Source organism: Dactylosporangium thailandense (genome assembly GCF_059739745.1).
Window position 1 is genome coordinate 6,940,867 of the sequence record NZ_AP029195.1, and the last position, 18,703, is coordinate 6,959,569.

The window sequence follows — 18,703 nt, forward strand, 5'->3', positions numbered from 1 at the left end:
CATGTCCCGTTACGACTGGGGCCAGCGCCACCCCGGTATCGACCGCCTCGAGGAGCTCATCGCGAGCGCCCGCGAGGAGGTCGTCACCCACCCCATCTATGCCCGGCTGGACGACCTGCGAGCCGTGCGCACGTTCCTGGAGCACCACGTCTACGCCGTGTGGGACTTCATGTCGCTGCTCAAGTCGCTGCAGCGCAACCTCACCTGCGTCGAGGTCCCGTGGATCCCGACCGGGCCGACGGGCAGCCGCCGGCTCATCAACGACATCGTGCTGGTCGAGGAGAGCGACGAGCTGCGGGGCGGGTTCATCAGCCACTTCGAGCTGTACCTCGAGGGCATGACCGAGGCCGGCGCCGACCGCTCGACCGTCGACGCCTTCATCGACCTGCTCCGCGCGGGCACCCCGGTGCCGGCCGCGATGGAGCAGGCCGGGGTGCCGGCGCCGGCGGCCGAGTTCGTCGCGCTCACCTGGCACCTCATCGACACCGCGCCGGTGCACTGCCAGGCGGCCGCGTTCGCGTTCGGCCGCGAGGACCTGATCCCGGACATGTTCCAGCAGGTCGTCAAGGTCAACGAGCAGGTCGGGCAGCTCGACACGTTCGTGGACTACCTGGCCCGGCACATCGAGGTCGACGGCGAGCAGCACACGCCGATGGCCATGCAGATGGTGACCGACCTGTGCGGCGACGACGAGGCCAAGTGGGACGAGTGCGCCGCGACCATCAACCTCGCCCTGGCCGCCAGGGCGAAGCTGTGGAGCGGGATCCTCGCCGAGATCGACGCGACCGTTCCGGCTTAAGGGGACCGAACGTGACTGACGCCGCCGGGCTGTACCGGACCGTCCGCCTGATCCGCCGCTTCGAGGAGCGGGCCGTCGAGCTCGTCCGGGACGGCACGATCGTCGGCGGCATCCACCCGTACCTCGGGCAGGAGGCCATCGCGGCCGGCACGTGCGCCGCGCTGCGGCCCGGCGACGTCATCACGAGCACGCACCGCGGCCACGGGCACGTGCTGGCCAAGGGGGCGGACCCGGCGCGGATGATGGCCGAGCTGGCCGGCCGCGCCACCGGGCTCAACCGCGGCCGCGGCGGGTCCATGCACGCGGCCGACTTCTCGCTGGGCATCCTCGGCGCCAACGCGATCGTGGGCGCCGCGGTGCCGATCGCCACCGGGGCCGCCTGGGCCGCCCGCCGCGCCGGCCTGGACCGGGTCGCGCTGACCTACTTCGGCGACGGCGCGGTGAGCCAGGGCGTGGTGCTGGAGACGTTCAACCTCGCGGCGCTGTGGAAGCTGCCGGTCGTGCTCGTCTGCGAGAACAACGGCTTCGCCACCACCACCCGCCTCGCGGAGGCGGTGGCCGGCACCATCACCGGGCGCGCCGAGGCGTTCGGCATCCCGGCGTCCACCGTGGATGGTGCGGACCCGGAAGGTGTACTGGCCGCGACCCGCGTCGCCGTCGAGCGCGCCCGGGCCGGCGAGGGACCGTCGCTCGTGGAGTGTGTCGCCTACCGGTTCGACGCCCACCACACCTGGGAGCACGCGGCCCGGCCCCGCTACCGCACCGACGCCGAGGTCGCCGACGGCACGTCCCGCGACCCCGTGGAGATCCAGGGCGCGCGGCTCGACCCGGCCGAGCGGGCCCGCGTCGACGCCGAGATCGAGGACGTCCTGGAGGCCGCCGTGCGCTTCGCCAAGGAGAGCCCCATGCCGGACCCCGATACCGCCCTCGAGCACCTCTACGCCGACGGCCTGCGGGTGCGGGCGGGTGCGGCATGACGATCCTGTCGTACCTCAAGGCGCTCAACCGCGCGATCGCGTCGGAGATGGAGCGCGACCCGGCCGTGTGCGTGTTCGGCGAGGACGTGCGCGTCGCGGTGAGCAACGTGACCACCGGGCTGCACAAGAAGTTCGGGCCCGACCGGGTCATCGACATGCCCATCTCCGAGCAGGCGTTCACGAGCTTCGCCACCGGCGCGGCGCTGTCCGGGCAGCGGCCGCTGATCGAGTTCCAGATCCCGGCGCTGCTGTTCCTGGCCTTCGAGCAGATCGCGAACCAGGCGCACAAGTTCTCGCTCATGACCGGCGGGCAGACGCGGGTGCCGGTGACGTACCTGCTGCCCAGCTCCGGCTCCCGGGGCGGCTGGGCGGGCCAGCACTCCGACCACCCGTACAGCCTCTTCGCCCACGTCGGCGTGAAGACCGTCGTGCCCGCGACCCCCGCCGACGCCTACGGGCTGCTGGTGACCGCGATCCGCGACGACGACCCGGTGGTGGTCTTCGCCCCCGCGGGCGCGGTCGGCGTGCGGGCCGACGTCGACTTCGCGACGCTGGAGCCGATCCCGCTCGGCGTGGGCCGCGTCCACCGCGCCGGCGAGGACGTGACGGTGGTCGCGGTCGGCCATCTCGTCCACGACGCGCTCGCGGTCGCCGAGGAGCTCGCCGGTACCGTCTCCGTCGAGGTCTTCGACCCCCGCACCCTGCACCCCTTCGACTGGGCGGGCCTCGCCGCGTCGCTGGAGCGCACCGGGCGGCTCGTGGTCGTCGACGACTCCAACCGCTCCTGCGGCATCGCCGGGGAGATCCTCGCCTCGGCCGCGGAGGGGATGCGCCTCGTCGCGCCCCCGCGCCGCGTGACCCGCCCCGACGGGGCCGTGCTGCCGTTCGCGCGCGAGCTCGACCTGGCGCTGCAGCCCAGCCGGGCCCAGCTCCGCGCCGCGATCGAGGACGTCAACAAACTGGGTCAGGAGGCCTGACATGCCGGTCGCACTCGTCACCGGCGGCGGTGGCGGCATCGGGGCCGCGATCTGCGCGCGGCTGGCCGCGTCCGGCTGGTCGCTCGTCGTCGCCGACCTGGACCTCGACGCGGCCGAGCGGGTGGCGAAGGAGTGCGGCGGCACCGCGGTGCGCGCCGACGTCGCCGACCCGGCCGGCAACGCGGACATGGTGGCGCGGGCCCTCGACGCGCACGGCGCCCTCGACCTGCTCGTACTCGCCGCGGGCATCCAGTCCGACGTGCCGCCCGATCCCGGCGTGGACGTCGCCCGGTACCGCCGCGCCCTGGGCGTGAACCTCGACGGGGTCGTGTTCGGCGTGGACGCCGCCCTGGAGGCCCTGGAGCGCTCCGGCGGGCAGATCGTCGCGGTCGCCTCGCTGGCCGCGCTCGGGCCGGAGCAGGCCAACCCGGTCTACGCGCTCACCAAGGCCGCCGTCGTCGGCTACGTGCGGGCCCTGTCGACCCCGCTGGCGCCGCGCGGCGTGCGGATCAACGCGCTGTGCCCCGGGTTCACCGACACCCCGTTCCTGGGCATCACCGGGCGCCTGCTGCGCAAGCAGAAGATCCCGTTGCTGAGCCCGGACGAGGTCGCCGCCGCCGTCGAGACGGTCGCGGCCGGCGCCGGCACCGGCGAGGCCTGGGCGCTGATCCCCGGCCGGCCCGCCGCCCGCCACGAGTTCCCCGCGTTGCCGCCCGCCCTGCGCGCCGACGGCACCGAGGTCGTCCTGAAGCCCTTCCTGTCGGCGAAATAGAGGGAGACACCATGGCTGCTGCGAACATCCGGGCGGCGCTCGCCGCCGACCCGAGCGTCGGGGCCGGCAACGTGCTGCACAAGCTGATCGAGCACGGCGCCCCGCTGGACGGGCCCGGCATGGCGTTCGACACCCCGGTCGACGGGTTCCCGGCCTGGCACCCGCTCACCCTCGGCGAGCTCTACACCCGCGCCGCGGCCCGCGCCGCGTGGCTGCACGCGGCCGGGATCCGCCGCCGCGACCCGGTCGCCATCTACGTGAGCGGCGCCGCCGACTGCTTCCTGAACTGGATGGGCCTGACCTGGCTCGGCGCCATCCCGGCCCTGATGAACCCGAACATTCCCGGGGACATCGCGGCGGAGTACATCCGCAAGCTGCGCGGCGTCGCGCTGCTCACCGACGCGGCCCACCGCGAGCGGCTCGAGGGCCAGGACCTGCATGGCCTCGCCGTGCACGACGTGGCGGAGACCGGCACCGCCGACCCGGCCGGCGCGCCCGTGGCGTTCAAGCACCACGCGGACGACCCGATCGCCATCACCCACTCCTCCGGCACGACCCGGATGCCGACCGCCGTCGTGCACTCGCACGCGAGCCTGTTCCACGCCACCCGCCGCATCCGGCTCAGCGGCCCCCGCGCCCAGGGCACCGAGCGCATCCTCAGCGCCCTGCCCGCCCCGCACGCGGCCGGCATCATGACCATCAACCACGCCCTGAGCAACCGCTCGGAGCTAGCGTTCCTGTCGCGGCAGGACGACGGCGCGGCGGTGCTGGAGGCGATCGAGCGCTGGAAGCCGACCGGCGTGTTCGGCTTCGCCGTCACCTGGGCCGAGCTGGCCCGCTTCGACCTGGAGGCGCACGAGCTCGACTCGGTGTCGCTGTGGTTCAACACCGGCGACTGCGCGCACGAGCCGCACATCCGCAACCTCGTCAACGCCGGCAGCCGCAACGTGGTCACCCGCGAGGGCGTGCGGCGGGTCAAGGGCTCCAGCTTCGTCGACGGGCTCGGCTCGACCGAGATGGGCCACAGCGCCTTCCACATCACCCACCGCAGCGACACCGAGCGCTACGGCCGCTGCGTCGGCGTCCCGCACGTCTTCGCCGACGTCGCCCTGCTCGACACCGAGACCGGCGCCGAGGTGCCGGTCGGCTCCGTCGGGCACTTCGGGCTCAAGTCGCCGACGCTCGCCCCCGGCTACTGGAACGACCACGTCAACACCTACCGCAACCGGCTGGCCGGCTACTACCTGACCGGCGACCTCATGTACCGCGACGAGGAGGGCTACTACTACCACGTCGACCGGGCGGTGGACTCCATCGACCTCGGCGGCGGCGAGTGGCTCTACACCGCCATGTCGGAGGAGCGGATCCTGCGGGCGGTGCCCGAGGTGCGCGACTGCACCGTGGTCTCGGCCCGCACGCCGGAGGGCTCCGTCGTCACCGACGTGCTGCTGTCCCTGCACGCCGGGGCCGACCCGGCGGCGGACCACACCGAGGCGGTCCGGGGCGCCCTGACCGCGGCCGCGGGCGCGACGCTGCGCAAGGTCGTCGTCTTCGGTGAGGACGACATCGTGGTCGGGCCGACGGGGAAGGTGCGCAAGTTCCTCATGCGCCAGCGGCACCTCGCCGCGATGGCGCATGCCTGACACGGCGACGGCCACAGCCACGGCCGCGCGCGCGGTGCCCGGCGCGGGTGCGCCCGGCATCGCGCCGGCGCCCGTGCGGCGGATCCCGGTGCGGTTCACCGGCGACGGGGCCGGGCTGGGCGAGCTGTCGTGGGGCCAGCGCGAGATCTGGCTGACGATGCTGCGCCAGCGCTCCTGGCTGCCCATCGGCGGCTGGTCGCGGCTGGCCCCGGGCACCACCCTCGCCGACGTCGCCGACGAGCTGTGCTGGATCATGCGGCGGTACCCGCCGGCGCGCACCCGGCTGCGGTTCACCGCCGGCGGACGGCCCCTGCAGAGCGTGGCCGACCGCGGCACGATCGGCCTCGACGTGTACGACTGCCCGGACGACGCCGACCCCGAGGCGTTCGTGATCGCGCTCGACGCGCGGGACCGGGCCCGCCCCTTCGACTTCGTCGAGGAGTGGCCGGTGCGCATGGCCGTGGTCCGGCACCGGGGCGCGCCCACGCACCTGTCCACGGTCATGCCCCACCTGGTCACCGACGGCCTCGGCGGGCGGCTGTTCCTGGCCGAGGTCGCCGGCCGCGCGAACGCCGATCCCGACACCGGCCTGCCGCCCCTCGAGCAGGCGCGGTGGCAGGCGAGCGACGCCGGGCAGCGCCAGAACGCCAAGGCGCTGCGGCACTGGGAGCGGACCATCGCCCGCCTCCCCGCGAAGCCGGCGCCGGCCGCCGGGCGGTTCCTGCGCGGGGAGTTGCGCACCACCGCGCTGCCGCTCGCCGTGCACGTGCTGTCGGAGCGGGCCGACGTCGACTCCTCGCAGGTGCTCATGGCGCTGCTCGCGCAGGCGCTGCCCGGCGACGGGCCGGCGGTGCTGCGGCCGATGGTGAGCAACCGGTTCCGGCGCGGGTTCGAGCGGGTGGTCGCCATGGTGGCCCAGCGCGGCATCTGCGCCGCCGACGTCGCCGGGGAGCCGTTCGCCGAGGCGCTGCGGCGGGTCGGGGTCGCGGCGATGGCCGCGTACAAGTACGCCTACGTGGACCCGGACGCCGTCGCCGCCCTGTACGAGCGGGCCGGGGCCGACCCCGACGCCGGGCTGTGGTGCAACGACCGCCGGATCGCCACCCGGCAGGGCTTCAGCGGGCCGGTGCCGGACGCCGCCGCGCTGCTGGCCGCGGCCCCCGGCGCCCTGCGCTGGACGGTCGAGCAGGACGACCCGTTCGACCCGCTCAGCGTCGACATCGACGACGACGGTGAAGACTCCGGCGGGCTGCTGCTGACCGTGTTCACCGACACCGCCCGCCTGTCCGCCGCCGGGGCCGAGGCGCTGCTGCGGCGGGCCGAGGAGCTCGCCGTGCGGGAGGCGATCGCGATGCTGGAGGAGACGCCATGACGACGCTGGCCGGGATCGGCACCTTCGTGCCCGAGGCGCGGGTCTCCATCGAGTCCTACGCCGAGGAGTTCGACCTCACGCCGATGCAGGTGCGGGTGTTCCGCCGCTACCACAAGCTCGGCGCCGCGGCCCGCTCGGACGAGTCGCTGACCGGGCTGCTGCGGCTGGCCCTGGAGGACCTCGCGCTGCGCGAGGAGCAGCGGGCCCGGGTCCGGTACGTGCTCTACGCCCGGACGTTCCCGGTCGTCGTGCCGTACCCCCGCAATCCCCTGCACGACGCGCTCGCCGCGGTGGGCCTCGGCCACGCGCAGGCGTTCGCGGTCGGGCAGCAGGCGTGCGCGTCCGGGCTGCTGGCCATCGACCTCGCCGGGCGCCTGCTCGCGGCCGACGGCGACGACGGGCTGGCGATCGTGCTGGCCGGGGAGAAGGCGTTCACCGGCGAGGCCCGGTTCGTGCCGGAGACCTCGATGTTCGGCGAGGGGGCGGCGGCCTGCCTCGTGGCCGCGTCGGGCGAGCGGGACCGGCTGCTGGCCTACGTGGCCCGGCTGCGCGGCGAGTTCGACGGGGACCTCGACGAGGTCGCGCAGGAGTTCCAGCGCATCTACCACGACGCGCTCGGCGAGGCCGTCACCGCCGCGGTGGCCCGGGCCGGGCTCGGGCTCGACGACATCGCGGTGATCCTGCCGCACAACGTGAACCAGGTCGCCTGGCAGCGCACCTGCAAGCGGATCGGGTTCCCGCTCGACCGGGTGCTGCTGGAGCACGTCGCCGCCATCGGCCACATCTTCTGCGCCGACGCGTTCATCAACCACCGGACCGCGGTCGAGCGCGGCCTGCTGCGGCCCGGGGACCGCTACGTGATCGCCGCCGCCGGGGCCGGCCGCGGCGCCACGTTCTCCGCCATGGTCTTCGAGCACTGATCAGCCCGCACTCTGGAGGAACTGCCGTGTCCGACACCGCGACCATCGATCCGGCGCTGCGCGAGCACGTCGTGGAGACGATCTGCGCCCTGCTGCCCCGCGTGCTCAAGCGGGAGGTGCCCGACGCGTCCGAGGGCACCACGCTCATGGACGACCTGGGCATGAGCTCGACGACCGGCCTGGAGCTGGTGCTGGAGCTGGAGGACCGCCTGGAGCGGGAGATCAGCGTCGAGGACCTCGGCCGCGACGACTTCGAGACGGTCGGGACGCTCGCGAGCTACGTCGCGGGCAACCTGCTGGACGAGGAGTGAGCCCAGTCTGGGGTCTGCGGCGCGCGGTGGCGCGGCGGTTCTCCGAGCCGGCCGGGCAGGCCGGCGACCCGGGGCACGCCGCGCGCCTGGCCACCTACCTCGGCGACCTGCTGGAGCCGTACGCGCTGGGCGCGCCGGGCGGCATGGCGGGCGGGCAGTCCTACGGCGAGATGGCCGCGGCGCTGCTGCCGCGGGAGCCGGTGGACGCGCTGGTGCTCGCGTACGACATCCCCGACGTCGAGCCCGGCCGCGCGACGGCGACCTGGCTCAGCCACGTGTGCCCGGGCGCCCCGATGGCCCTGTCCGTCTCGGACCAGGGCCGCGCGGGGGCGCACACCGCGCTGCGGCTGCTGCGCGACTACGCCTTGTCCGGCACGTACGAGCGGGCGCTGCTCGTCGTGGCCGAGCAGTCGGTGCTGCCGTACGAGCCGGGCGTGCCCACCGAGGTGCCGGCCGAGCACTGCGCGGTCGCCCTGCACCTGGGGCCGTCCACTGTGGAGGTCGCGCGGCCGCGGATCGTGCGCGGGGCCGGCCCGCACGACGTGGTGGACCTGCTCGGCGAGGTCGGCGACGCGACCGTCGTGCTGGGCGGGCACCTCGCCGGCGTCGGGGTGAAGGCCGACCGGGTCGTGCTCGCCGATCCCGCGCAGCCGATGACGGGCGTCTGGGAGGCCCTCGCGTCGGTGGACGGTCCCGCGGTGGTCGCGGACTTCGACCCGGCGCTGGGGTACCTCTGCGTCAGTGCCTTCGGATGCTGAACGGCTCCGGGCCGGCGAGCGCGACCGCGGCCCGGAATCCGTCCGGCGCCTCGAGGTCGGCGAGGGTGTAGCCGGTGCCGTCGTGGGTGACGGCCGGCGGCGGGTCCCCGGCCACGGGCAGCAGCAGGCCGCGGGTGAGCCGGTCCCCGGCCGCCTTCACCACCGCCTCCTTGCGCGCCCACAGCAGCGCGAACGCCTCCGCCCCGCGCGCGGCGACGAGCTCGGCCTCGGCGGGCGGGAAGAACCGGCGCGCCATCGCCGCGTAGTCGAGCCCGGCGACCGCGTCCTGCAGGTCCACGCCGACGGGCCGCGCGTCCGTGACCGCGATCGCCGCCCACTCCCCCGCGTGCGACAGGTTCACCTGGCACCCTTCCCCGGCGAGGTGCGGCTTGCCGTTGGGGCCGCGGCTCCAGCGCACCGCGCCGACCCGCGGCTCGAGGATCCGGCGCAGGGCCGAGTGCGCGGCGTCGAACCGCCGGCGGTCCTCGGCCAGGCGCAGCGCGTCGCGCCGCCGTAGCTCCCGCGCGTCCAGTGTGGACTCGAACGGGGTGCGGGTGTCGACCAGCCAGACGTCGACGACCGCGGTCACCGCAGCAGCAGGGCGGCCAGGCGCCGCACGCCCTCCTCGATCCGGGCCGGCTCCAGGGCGCTGCAGGACAGCCGCAGCGCCCGTTCGCCGCCGCCGCCGACGTAGAAGAAGCGCATCGGGGTCCAGAGCACGCCGTAGTCCTGGGCCGAGCGCTCCAGCAGCTCCTCGGACGCGTCGGCGGGCACGTCGCAGACGACGAAGAAGCCGCCGCTCGGGCTGTTCCAGCGCACCGGGGTGCCCGCGAAGTGGCGCTCCAGCGCGGCCAGGAGCGTGCGCAGGTTGTGCCGGTAGAACGCGATCTTCGCCTGGTTCACGGCGCGCAGGCTGTAGCCGGCGTCGATGAGCATGCCCCCGACGACCGCCTGGGACAGCGCGGAGGTGTTGACGGTGAGCATGCTCTTCACCGTCGACAGCTCCTCGGCGAGCAGGGTGTGCCGGCCGGCGGCGTCGACGACGGGCTGGTCGGCGACGAGGTAGCCGAGGCGGGCGCCGGGGAAGTAGGACTTGGCGAAGGAGCCGAGGTAGACGACCCGCTGGTCGTTGTCGAGGCTCTTGAGGGTGGGGCGGGGCTCGTCGTCGAGGCCGAACAGCCCGTAGGGATCGTCCTCGAGGATCAGCAGGTCCTCGTCGGCGGCCGCGGCCAGCAGGGCCCGCCGCACCGGCACGGGCAGCGAGACGCCGGAGGGGTTGGCGAAGTTCGGCACCAGGTACAGCGCGCGGGGGTGCTTGCCCCGGGCCCGGGTGGCCGCGGCGACCTCCCGCACGGTCTCGGGCCGCAGCCCGTCGGGCGACTCCGGCACGCCGACGACCTCGACGCCGAGGATGCGCGCGGCACCGGTCAGCCCGACGTAGCACGGCTCGGCCGCGAGCACCACGTCGTCCGGGCCGGCGCACAGGCCGCGCAGGGCGATGATCATCGCCTCCTGGCAGCCGGTCGTCACCATCACCGCCGCCGCCGGGACCTGGATGTTCTCGTCCACCTCGAGCATCCGGGCGATGAGGTCGCCGATGTGGCCGTTCGTCCGCCCGTACTGCATGAGCACCGGCCGGTTGGCCCGGAACGCCTGCAGGTGCTTGTCGATGTCGGACGGCGTGTGGAACTCGTCGAACGGGCGCCCCGCGGCCAGCGAGATCGCCTCGGGATAGCGCCCGGCGACCTCGTTGAGGAAGTTCATCGACGCCGACACCGGGTCGACGACCGACGTGTGCAGCTGCTCGCGGGACAACACCACCATCAGACGCCTCCTGTACGCACGAGCGAGCGGTCGAGGGCGTCCAGCGCCGGGCGGCCGGACAGCACCATGGCGTGCTCGAGCTCCTCGGTCATCGCGCGCAGGAGCCCCGCCACGCCGTCGGCGCCGCCGGCCGCGAGGCCCCACAGCGGCGGCCGGCCCAGCAGCACCATCCGGGCGCCGAGCGCGAGCGCGGCGAGGGCGTCGGCGCCGCGGCGGACCCCGCCGTCGAAGAGCACCGGGAGCCGGTCGCCGACGGCGTCCACGACCTCGGTGAGCGCGTCGAGGCTCGCGACGGCGCCGTCGAGCTGGCGGCCGCCGTGGTTGGACACCACGATCGCGTCGGCGCCGTGCTCGGCCGCCAGCACGGCGTCCTCGGCGGTCAGGATGCCCTTGAGCACCAGCGGCAGCCGGGTGCAGGAGCGCAGCCAGGCGAGGTCGGACCAGGTCAGCGTCGGGTCGAACGCGTCCGCGGTGTGCCTGGCGATCGCGGAGCTGCCGGCGTCGCGCTCGTGCGCGGAGGCCATCACGGCCGGGTCGATGTTGACCGCGGCGACCCCGCCGCCGATGACGAAGCCGTTGCGCATGTCGCGCCAGCGCCGGCCCATGCGGGGGACGTCGACGGTGAGCATGAGGGCGCCGTAGCCGGCCCGCTCGGCCCGCTCGGCGAGGGCGCGCATCACGTCGCGGCGGCGCAGCCAGTACAGCTGGAGCCACAGCCCGGACGTGGACGCCTCGGCGACGTCCTCGACGGTGCGGCTGGCGAACATGCCCACGACGAACAGCGCCCCGGCCGCGCCCGCCCCGCGCGCGGTCGCGACCTCGCCCTCGGGGTCCACGAGCCGGTGGTAGGCGGTGGGCGCGACGCCGATCGGGGTCGCATACCGCGTCCCGAAGAGCGAGACAGTGGTGTCGGCATCCGGGACCCCGGCGAGCATCCGCGGGCGCAGCCGGACCCGGTCGAAGGCCCGCAGGTTGGCCGCCAGGGTGCGCTCGTCCTCGGCGCCGCCCTCGATGAAGTCCCACACGTCCGGCTCGGCGATCCGCTCGGCGCTGTGCCGGTAGTCCGACGCGGTGAGCAGTGGCGGCCCGCTTCGCACTGGTGTCACCGGCGGGGCCTCATAGGCAGTAGCCTATCGGTACCCCCGCCCGCTCTTCCATGAGCCGAAAGGCCTACATGGCACCGGAATATTCCCCCTGGCGGCGCTACTGCGCGCTCGGCGACAGCGTGGTCCAGGAGCCGGGCGGCTTCGCCGAGCTGGTCCGCGACGCGCTGGAGCCGGACGCGTTCGTCAACCTCGGCGTGCGCAACCTGCGCGCGGCCGAGGTCCGCGACGCGCAACTTCCACGGGCCCTCGCGTTCGCGCCGGACCTGGCGATGGTGGTGTGCGGCGCGAACGACGCGATGCGGCCCGGCTACGAGGCCCGCGCGGACGAGGTCGACGCGGCGTTCGCGGGCATCGTCGAGCCCCTGCAGCGCGCGGGCGCGACCGTCATCACGGTCTCGGTGTTCGTCATGCGCGAGTACCCGCGGATGCCGGCCTGGCTGGGGACGGGCTTCGCGCGGCGGATGGCGGTGCTCGCGGAGCGCACCAACGCGCTCGCGGCCCGGCTCGGCACCGTGCACGCCGACCTGTCGCGGCACCCGGCGATCGCCGCCGGGGAGGCCCTCACCGGCGAGGACGGGCTGCACGGAAACGCGCACAGCCATAGGATCGCGGCGGCGGCGGTGCTCGACCGCCTCGCGAGTCTGGAGGAGTTCCGCTGATGCCGCTCGACCCGCAGGTGCAGGCCATGCGCGACGCCAAGGAGCACGACGCGGTGGCCCCGCTCTACACGATGAGCCTGGACGCCGCCCGCGCCGCCGACCTCGCCTCGATCCGGGCCGCCGGCGGTAGCCCCGAGAAGGTCCACGAGGTCACCGAGCACTGGATCGAGGGCCCCGGCGGCCGGCTGCTGGTCCGCGTCTACCGCCCCAGCGCCGCCCGGGACCTGCCCGTGCTCATGTACTTCTTCGGCGGCGGCTGGGTCCTCGGCACCGTCGACACCGCCGACGGCATCGCCCGCAGCCTGGCCAACGCGGCCGGCTGCATCGTGGCCGTGCCCGGCTACCGGCTCGCGCCCGAGCACCCGTTCCCGGCCGCGGTCGAGGACTGCTGGGCCGCGACCGAGTGGGTGATCGCCAACGCGGCCACGCTCGGCGCCGACCCGGCCCGCGTGGCCGTCGGCGGCGACAGCGCGGGCGGCAACCTGGCCGCGGGCATCACCCTCATGGCGCAGGAGGCGGGCGGCCCGGCCCTCGCCGGGCAGCTGCTGGTCTACCCGAACACCGACCAGACCGCCGACGACGAGTCGATGCGCGCCAACGACGACACCTACCTGTTCAACCACCACTCGGTGGCCTGGTATCGCGGGCACTACCTCGCCGACCCCGACGACGCCTACAACCCGCTCGCCTCGCCGCTGCAGGCCGAGAGCCTCGCGGGGCTGCCGCCGGCGCTGGTCATCACCGCCGAGTACGACCCGCTGCGCGACCAGGGCGAGCGGTACGCGGCCCGGCTGGCCCAGGAGGGCGTGCCGGCCGCGGTGACCCGCTACGAGGGCATGATCCACGGGTTCTTCGCCATGGCCGGCTCGCTCGAGGCCGGCAAGGTCGCGCAGGCGCAGGCGGCGAAGCAGCTGCGGGTGTGGTTCGAGGAGTGACCTCTCCAGCGCCGGGGCCGGGAGGACGAGGACGGCCACGGCCTGTGTACCTCAGGCACGACCGGGTAGGCAGCCCCCCATGCCGATCACCACGCTCCAGGAGGTCTCGCCGCCGCGCATCCCGGACGGCGCGCACGCGATGACGATCGTCGTCGAGCACCCGCCGGGCTCTCCCGGCACGCCGCCGCACCGCCACTCCGGCCCCGCATTCGGCTACGTCCTGTCCGGCGAGCTGGTGTTCGAGCTCGAGGGCTCCCCCGCCCGGGTGCTGCGCGAGGGCGAGGTCTTCTGGGAACCCGGCGGCGACGTCATCCACTACCAGGACGCCAACAACCGTCCCGACGTCCCGGTCCGCTTCACGGTGACGATGCTCTGCGAGCCGGGCACGCCGATGCTCACCCTCGTCGACGAGGACGAACTCGCCGAGCGGGCCTCCCGCCGGGCCGCCCGGTCCTGACCGCTTCACCCGGGGTGAACGCTGCGTAGTCAAGGTCGCGTCGAGGTCCGGTCGATGTGGCGCCGATAGCGTCGGGCCGTGCGCGTCTCAGTCATCATTGCCAACTTCGACAAGGAACGGTCGCTCGCGGCGTGCCTCGACGCGGTGTTCGCGCAGACGGTGCCCCCGGCCGAGGTCATCGTCGTCGACGACGCGAGCACCGACGGGTCACCGGCCATCGCGGCGCGGTACGACATCCGGCTCCTGCGGCTCGCGGTCAACCGCGGCGTGTCGCACGCGCGCAACCGGGGCGCCGAGCTGGCGACCGGGGACGTGCTGATGTTCGTCGACTCCGACGTCGCGCCGGCGCCGGACGCGCTGGCGAACGCGGTCGAGGAGCTCGAGCGGCACCCGTCCTGCGGCGTCGTGCAGGGCATCTACGCGGACCGGCCGATGTTCCCCGGTGGCGGGCCGGTCGCGGCGTACAAGACGCGGGCCGAGCACCACTGGCGCAGCCGCCGGGCGGGGGTCGTCGACGCGACGCTGTTCGCGATCACCGCGGTGCGCCGCGAGGCCTGGGCGGCCGTCGGCGGCTTCGACGAGTCGCTGCGCGACGCCGAGGACGTCGAGTGGGGCACCCGCCTGCCGGACGTGTGGGAGATCCGGATGAGCGCGGCGGTGGTCGGGTTCCACGACGACACCGACCGGCTGGTGCCGTACCTGCGGGAGGTGTTCCGCCGCGCCCGCACGTACGCGACGACGATCTCCGCCCCGTCCGTGCGCCGGCGCCGCGGCATCGACGTGGCCGCGGTCGCCACGATGGTCTCGGCCGCCCTGACCCTGCCGGGGATCGGCCTGGCGCTGTGGCGGCCCGCGTTCGCGTTCGTGCCGGTCCTGGCGCTGCTGGGCTTCCTGGTGCTCGACCGGTCCGTGCTGCGCTACGGGCCCTCGTTCGTGCTGATCCGGTACCTCACCCACGTCGTCGAGTTCGCCGGCATGGCGCTCGGCACCCGCCGCCTCCACCAGGCGTTCACGGCCCTGTTCGGGGTCGCCCTGGCCGTGGGGCTGGCGCTGTTCCTCGGCGCGCAGGACTGGGCCCCGGCCCGCGACCTGGCCGGGCACCTCGGCGCCGCGCGCGTCGCGGCCGTCCTCGGCCTGGCCGCGCTGCTCAACGCCGCCGGCCTGGTCCTCGGCCTCGTCTCCTGGCGCGCGCTCTTCGCCGACCTGGGCGCGCGGGTGAGCGGGTGGACGTCGAGCCGGCTGTTCTTCGTGGGCTTCCTGACGAAGTTCCTGCCGGGCCGCTTCATCGCCCTGCCGGTCCTGCTGCGCATGGGCCGCGAGGTGGACGTCGGCCCCGTGCGGCTGGCCGGCCTGTTCGTCCTGAGCTGGGGCGTGGTCGCGCTGACCGGCCTGACCGTGGGGATCGCCGCGGGGCCGGGCCTGGCCGGCGGGCGCTTCGGCTGGCTGCTGCTGGCGGCCGTCCCGGTCGCGGCGCTCCTGGTCCGTCCCGCCCTGTTCAACACGGTCCTCGGGTTCGCCTCGCGGGTGCTGCGCCGGCCACCGCCGGAGGTGCTCGCGTCGGACCGTGGCATGCGCCGGGCACTGGCCGCGCAGACGCTGTCGTGGATCGTGTCGGGCCACCACCTGTGGCTGCTGGCGGTGGTGGCGGGCGCGCCCCCGGCCTCGTCGTACCTGCTGTGCATCGGCGGCTTCGCCGCGGGCGCGGTCGCGGGCGTGGTGGTGCTCGTGGCGCCGGACGGCCTGGGCGTGCGCGAGGCGGTGGTCATGGTCGGCCTGGTGACGGTGCTGCCGTTCTCGGTGGCGACGTCGGTGGTCCTGGCCAGCCGCCTGGTCTGCTCCCTGAGCGAAATGCTGGTCGGCGCGGGCGGCCTCGTGACCGCCGAGCTGATGCACCGCCGCCGGCCCGCCCTGAACGTCCCCACGTAGAGGAGTCCCCGTGCTGAACGCCGTGCTGGCCCGCGTGTCGCGTCTGCTGCGCGCCCCGGTCGAGCGCTACATCCGCCCCAACCCGCGCATCAACTCGATCGTCTGGGACCTGCAGTACAAACTGGGCTTCTGGCGCTACCTCGACCGCCTCAGCGACGGCGAGATGCCGCTCGCGCTGGTCGAGACCTGGGCCCCGCGGCCCACGATCCTCGACCTCGGCTGCGGCAGCAGCGCCAACATGCCCCTGCCCGCGGGCCGCTACCGCCACTACCACGGCGTCGACGTGAGCCGGGCCGCGATCGCCCAGGCCCGCCGCCTCGACCGGCCGCACACGTCGTTCGAGGTCGCCGACATCCGCACGTTCACGACGGACGAGCGCTACGACGCGATCCTGCTCCGCGAGGTGCTGTACTACCTCACCCCGCAGGAGTCCCGCGACCTGCTGCTGCGCCTGCCCGGGCTGCTCAGCGACCGCGGGCGGATCGTGGTGCAGATCCACTCGGTCGAGCAGGCGCGGGACGTGGTCGAGCTCGTGCGCGGCTGCGGCGTGCCGGTCGACCGCGAGGTTCCGGCCCGGCTCGGCGACGGGCCGTCCGGCGCGTTCCTGGTGCTCAAGTCGCCCGTGGTCCGGGCCTGACCCGGCGTGCGCTCAGGCCGGGATCCGGCTGTTCCACCACGGGCGCACGCCCACCGGCTCGCTGCGCAGCAGGCGGCGGTGCAGGTCCTGCAGCTGGTGGCCCGGCTCCACGCCGAGCCGGTCCGCCAGCGTCACGCGCGCGTCCTGGAAGGCGGTCAGCGCCTCCGCGCGGCGGGAGGACTGGCCCAGGGCCACCAGCAGCAGCTCCCACAGGCGCTCGCGCATCGGCTGCTCGGCCAGCATCCAGCGCAGCTCCGAGACCAGGTTCTCGTCGTCGCCGAGCAGCAGCCGCACGCCGGCGATCTCCTCGAGCACGTCCTGGTGCAGCTCCACGAGCCGGGTCCGCTCGCCGAGGGCGAGGGGGCCCGTCGCCTCGTGCAGGGGCGGGCCGCTCCAGCGGGCCACGGCGGACTGGAACGACACGAGGGCGTCGGGCAGGCGACCGGCCGCCCGGGCGGTGCGCGCCCGGCGGATGTCCTGCTCGAACAGGTTGACGTCGATGGCGGAGCCGGGCAGCACGAGCGTGTAGCCGGGCCGGGTCGAGCACAGGACCGTCGCGCGGGAGGGCTTCTCCCGCACCGGCTCCAGGGCGCGGCGCAGCCGGCCGATGTAGGTGTGGACCATGTTCTCCACGGACGTGGGCCGGCGCGGGCCCCAGACGGCGTCGACGACCTGCGCCACCGACATCACCATGCCGGAGCGCAGGGCCAGCACGGCCAGCACCTCCCGCTGCCGCGGCGTGCCCAGGTACAGCGCGGCGGGACCGCGGCGGGCCCGGACGGGACCTAACAGCGAGATCGAAAGATCAGACACAGCCGCTCACCCCAAAGTCGCGAAGGTCAGGCCCCGCGCGCGCAGGCGCGGGAGCACTTGGGCGAGCGCGGCGATGGTCTGCGACCGGTCGCCGCCCCCGTCGTGGCAGAGCATGATGTGGCCCGGGCGGCTGCGGGACAGCACGCGCTCGATGTGCGCGGTGCCGGGGCTGCGCCAGTCGCTCGGGTTGACGGCCCAGTCGACGGGGGTGAGGCGGTGGCGGGCCGCGGCGCGCAGCACCGCCGGTGACCAGTTCCCCGAGGGGGCGCGGAAGACCCGCGGTACGACTCCCGTCGCCTCGACGACCGCGTCCTGGGCGCCGGCGATCTCGTCCTCGATCGAGCCGGGGGTGAGCGCCGCGAACGGGTGCGGGTGCGTCATCGAGTGGTTGCCCAGCACGTGACCGGCGTCGGCGACGCGGCGCGCGAGGTCGGGGCGCTCCCGGACGCGGTCGCCGATGAGGAAGAAGGTGGCCCGGACGTCGTGGCGGGCCAGCAGGTCCAGCAGCGGCGGGGTCCACTCGGGGTGGGGGCCGTCGTCGACGGTCAGCGCGACCGCGCGCCCCTCGACCCGGAAGACGGGGCCCAGCCGCGGCCGCAGGACGCCGAGCGCCCGGGCCGCGAACCACGCGTAGTGCAGGACCACGGCCGGCTTCATGCGGGCTCCAGCAACGGCGACGGGCGCAGCGCGCCGACGAGGGCGCCGGCCAGCACGGACCAGACGACCAGCAGGTGTACGGCGAAGAAGTACACCGCGAAGGCGGGTCCCCGGTGCCGTACCACGAACCGCAGCAGCCCCGGATCGGCCACGGCGAACCCGAGGAACGCCAGCAGCGGCGCCCACGCCCACAGCGCGGCGAGCGGCAGGGCCACCGCGGTCAGGCCGGCGAGGCCGACGGTGGCCACGGAGTTCGCCCGGATGCCGGCCGGGCCTCGCTCGTGCCGGGCGACCGGCAGGAGCAGCTGCGAGCGGCGGAACTGTTTGCGCAGCAGCGCGAGGAGCCGGCTGTCGTCGTCGTGCCGGCACACCATCGCGGGGCTGAGCACGATCCCGAGCCGGGCCGGCATCCGGTCGCCGACCTCGACGTCCTCGGACGCGCGCAGCCGCTCGTCGAAGCCGCCGACCTCGTCGAAGACCGACCGGCGGATCGCGCACACCGCGAAGAGGGTCGTGCGCACGCGCCCGGCGTGCTTGAGCCGCCAGTAGTGGCCGTGCAGCAGGCGGTACGCCTCGACCGGCCCGTCGTCGAAGAGCGGCCGCAGCGAGTAGATCCCGTGCACGCAGGCGACGTCGGGCTCGTCGCGCAGGATGCGCAGGGCCACGGCGAGCGCGTCGGGCTCGGGCGCGCAGTCGGCGTCGAGGAAGAACAGCACGTCGCCGCGGCTGGCGCGGATGCCGGCGTTGCGCGCCGCGGCCGGGCCGCGGTTCTCGGGCTGTTCGACGACGGTGGCGCCGAAGGCGCGGGCGATCTCGCGGGTGCCGTCGGTGGAGCAGTCGTCGACGACGATCACCTCGGCGACCGGCTCCCGCTGGGCGCGGACGGCGGCGAGGCAGGCCCCGAGGGTCTGTGCGCTGTCGAAGGCGGGCACGATGACCGACACATCCGGTCGCATGATCAGAACTCCTTTTTAGAACAAAAGGACATTCACGCTCATGGCTGCATTGCCGCACCCAAAGTATCGGCCCGATCACGACCCGGGCAAGCGTTGCGGTGGGTAGTCCAGATCGGGTACAGGGTCGATTCAGGAACGATTCCGATCCCGTCGAGGTGCCGTCAGTACGGTCGCGGCATGTCCAACCTGATAGGTCTGCGGGAG

Annotated in this window: 20 protein-coding genes; 14 read left to right on the top strand and 6 right to left on the bottom strand. The window is 74.6% G+C overall.

The window, feature by feature from the left end:
- The first annotated feature begins 1 nt into the window (after position 1).
- The 9 genes from AC6JBM_RS30700 to AC6JBM_RS30740 are packed head-to-tail and all read left to right on the top strand — an operon-like array spanning position 2 to position 8,529.
- Entirely contained in the window at positions 2 to 799 is a 798-nt protein-coding gene (locus AC6JBM_RS30700; RefSeq protein ID WP_497977513.1) for a DUF3050 domain-containing protein, read from the top strand.
- Between the two features lie 11 nt (positions 800 to 810).
- Positions 811 to 1,776 (top strand): thiamine pyrophosphate-dependent dehydrogenase E1 component subunit alpha, encoded by a 966-nt coding sequence (locus AC6JBM_RS30705; protein ID WP_497977514.1) that lies wholly within the window; start codon positions 811 to 813, stop codon positions 1,774 to 1,776.
- Entirely contained in the window at positions 1,773 to 2,753 is a 981-nt protein-coding gene (locus AC6JBM_RS30710; protein WP_497977515.1) for an alpha-ketoacid dehydrogenase subunit beta, read from the top strand. The genes AC6JBM_RS30705 and AC6JBM_RS30710 overlap by 4 nt, the downstream gene beginning before the upstream one ends.
- 1 nt (position 2,754) lies before the next feature.
- On the top strand, positions 2,755 to 3,525 hold the full coding sequence (locus tag AC6JBM_RS30715; RefSeq protein WP_497977516.1) for an SDR family NAD(P)-dependent oxidoreductase: 771 nt from the start codon (positions 2,755 to 2,757) through the stop codon (positions 3,523 to 3,525).
- An 11-nt stretch (positions 3,526 to 3,536) separates the two neighbouring features.
- Positions 3,537 to 5,168, top strand: coding sequence for a class I adenylate-forming enzyme family protein (locus AC6JBM_RS30720; RefSeq protein WP_497977517.1), 1,632 nt, complete (start codon positions 3,537 to 3,539; stop codon positions 5,166 to 5,168).
- Positions 5,161 to 6,540 carry a condensation domain-containing protein gene (locus AC6JBM_RS30725; protein ID WP_497977518.1) on the top strand — a complete coding sequence of 460 codons (1,380 nt, stop codon included), beginning with the start codon at positions 5,161 to 5,163 and terminating at the stop codon, positions 6,538 to 6,540. The genes AC6JBM_RS30720 and AC6JBM_RS30725 overlap by 8 nt, the downstream gene beginning before the upstream one ends.
- The gene (locus AC6JBM_RS30730; RefSeq protein ID WP_497977519.1) at positions 6,537 to 7,460 is read left to right on the top strand and encodes a 3-oxoacyl-[acyl-carrier-protein] synthase III C-terminal domain-containing protein; all 924 of its coding nucleotides are present in this window, start codon (positions 6,537 to 6,539) and stop codon (positions 7,458 to 7,460) included. Before AC6JBM_RS30725 ends, AC6JBM_RS30730 begins: the two co-directional genes overlap by 4 nt.
- Before the next feature lie 26 nt (positions 7,461 to 7,486).
- Positions 7,487 to 7,771: an acyl carrier protein gene (locus AC6JBM_RS30735; RefSeq protein ID WP_350609171.1), complete on the top strand. Its 285-nt coding sequence runs from the start codon at positions 7,487 to 7,489 to the stop codon at positions 7,769 to 7,771.
- Positions 7,768 to 8,529: a 2-hydroxy-acid oxidase gene (locus AC6JBM_RS30740; protein WP_497977520.1), complete on the top strand. Its 762-nt coding sequence runs from the start codon at positions 7,768 to 7,770 to the stop codon at positions 8,527 to 8,529. The genes AC6JBM_RS30735 and AC6JBM_RS30740 overlap by 4 nt, the downstream gene beginning before the upstream one ends.
- Here the strand turns inward: AC6JBM_RS30740 and AC6JBM_RS30745 are convergent.
- From AC6JBM_RS30745 to AC6JBM_RS30755, 3 genes are read right to left on the bottom strand one after another with little or no spacing between them, the layout of a single operon-like run.
- Entirely contained in the window at positions 8,510 to 9,118 is a 609-nt protein-coding gene (locus AC6JBM_RS30745) for a 4'-phosphopantetheinyl transferase family protein (RefSeq protein WP_497977521.1), read from the bottom strand. The two genes, AC6JBM_RS30740 and AC6JBM_RS30745, sit on opposite strands and share 20 nt — an antisense overlap.
- Positions 9,115 to 10,353: an aminotransferase-like domain-containing protein gene (locus tag AC6JBM_RS30750; protein WP_497977522.1), complete on the bottom strand. Its 1,239-nt coding sequence runs from the start codon at positions 10,351 to 10,353 to the stop codon at positions 9,115 to 9,117. Before AC6JBM_RS30750 ends, AC6JBM_RS30745 begins: the two co-directional genes overlap by 4 nt.
- On the bottom strand, positions 10,353 to 11,459 hold the full coding sequence (locus AC6JBM_RS30755; RefSeq protein ID WP_497977523.1) for an alpha-hydroxy acid oxidase: 1,107 nt from the start codon (positions 11,457 to 11,459) through the stop codon (positions 10,353 to 10,355). Before AC6JBM_RS30755 ends, AC6JBM_RS30750 begins: the two co-directional genes overlap by 1 nt.
- Before the next feature lie 68 nt (positions 11,460 to 11,527).
- Here AC6JBM_RS30755 and AC6JBM_RS30760 point away from each other — a divergent pair, with 68 nt between their 5' ends.
- The 5 genes from AC6JBM_RS30760 (at position 11,528) to AC6JBM_RS30780 (ending at position 16,073) form a co-directional block, all read left to right on the top strand.
- Positions 11,528 to 12,118 (top strand): GDSL-type esterase/lipase family protein, encoded by a 591-nt coding sequence (locus tag AC6JBM_RS30760; protein ID WP_497977524.1) that lies wholly within the window; start codon positions 11,528 to 11,530, stop codon positions 12,116 to 12,118.
- Positions 12,118 to 13,053, top strand: a complete 936-nt coding sequence (lipP1, locus tag AC6JBM_RS30765; protein ID WP_497977525.1) for a LipP1 family hormone-sensitive lipase — start codon at positions 12,118 to 12,120, stop codon at positions 13,051 to 13,053. The genes AC6JBM_RS30760 and lipP1 overlap by 1 nt, the downstream gene beginning before the upstream one ends.
- A 79-nt stretch (positions 13,054 to 13,132) precedes the next feature.
- A complete protein-coding gene (locus tag AC6JBM_RS30770; RefSeq protein WP_497977526.1) occupies positions 13,133 to 13,510 on the top strand; it encodes a cupin domain-containing protein in 378 nt (125 codons plus the stop codon).
- Between the two features lie 78 nt (positions 13,511 to 13,588).
- A complete protein-coding gene (locus tag AC6JBM_RS30775) occupies positions 13,589 to 15,436 on the top strand; it encodes a glycosyltransferase (RefSeq protein ID WP_497977527.1) in 1,848 nt (615 codons plus the stop codon).
- Positions 15,437 to 15,446: 10 nt separating this feature from the next.
- Positions 15,447 to 16,073 carry a class I SAM-dependent methyltransferase gene (locus AC6JBM_RS30780; RefSeq protein ID WP_497977528.1) on the top strand — a complete coding sequence of 209 codons (627 nt, stop codon included), beginning with the start codon at positions 15,447 to 15,449 and terminating at the stop codon, positions 16,071 to 16,073.
- A gap of 12 nt (positions 16,074 to 16,085) precedes the next feature.
- On the opposite strand, the gene AC6JBM_RS30785 is transcribed toward AC6JBM_RS30780, so the two are convergent.
- From AC6JBM_RS30785 to AC6JBM_RS30795, 3 genes are read right to left on the bottom strand one after another with little or no spacing between them, the layout of a single operon-like run.
- Positions 16,086 to 16,886, bottom strand: a complete 801-nt coding sequence (locus AC6JBM_RS30785) for an AfsR/SARP family transcriptional regulator (RefSeq protein WP_350609151.1) — start codon at positions 16,884 to 16,886, stop codon at positions 16,086 to 16,088.
- 6 nt (positions 16,887 to 16,892) lie between these two features.
- Positions 16,893 to 17,543, bottom strand: a complete 651-nt coding sequence (locus AC6JBM_RS30790; RefSeq protein ID WP_350609149.1) for a polysaccharide deacetylase family protein — start codon at positions 17,541 to 17,543, stop codon at positions 16,893 to 16,895.
- Positions 17,540 to 18,499, bottom strand: coding sequence for a glycosyltransferase family 2 protein (locus AC6JBM_RS30795; protein WP_497977529.1), 960 nt, complete (start codon positions 18,497 to 18,499; stop codon positions 17,540 to 17,542). Before AC6JBM_RS30795 ends, AC6JBM_RS30790 begins: the two co-directional genes overlap by 4 nt.
- Positions 18,500 to 18,703 lie beyond the last annotated feature (204 nt).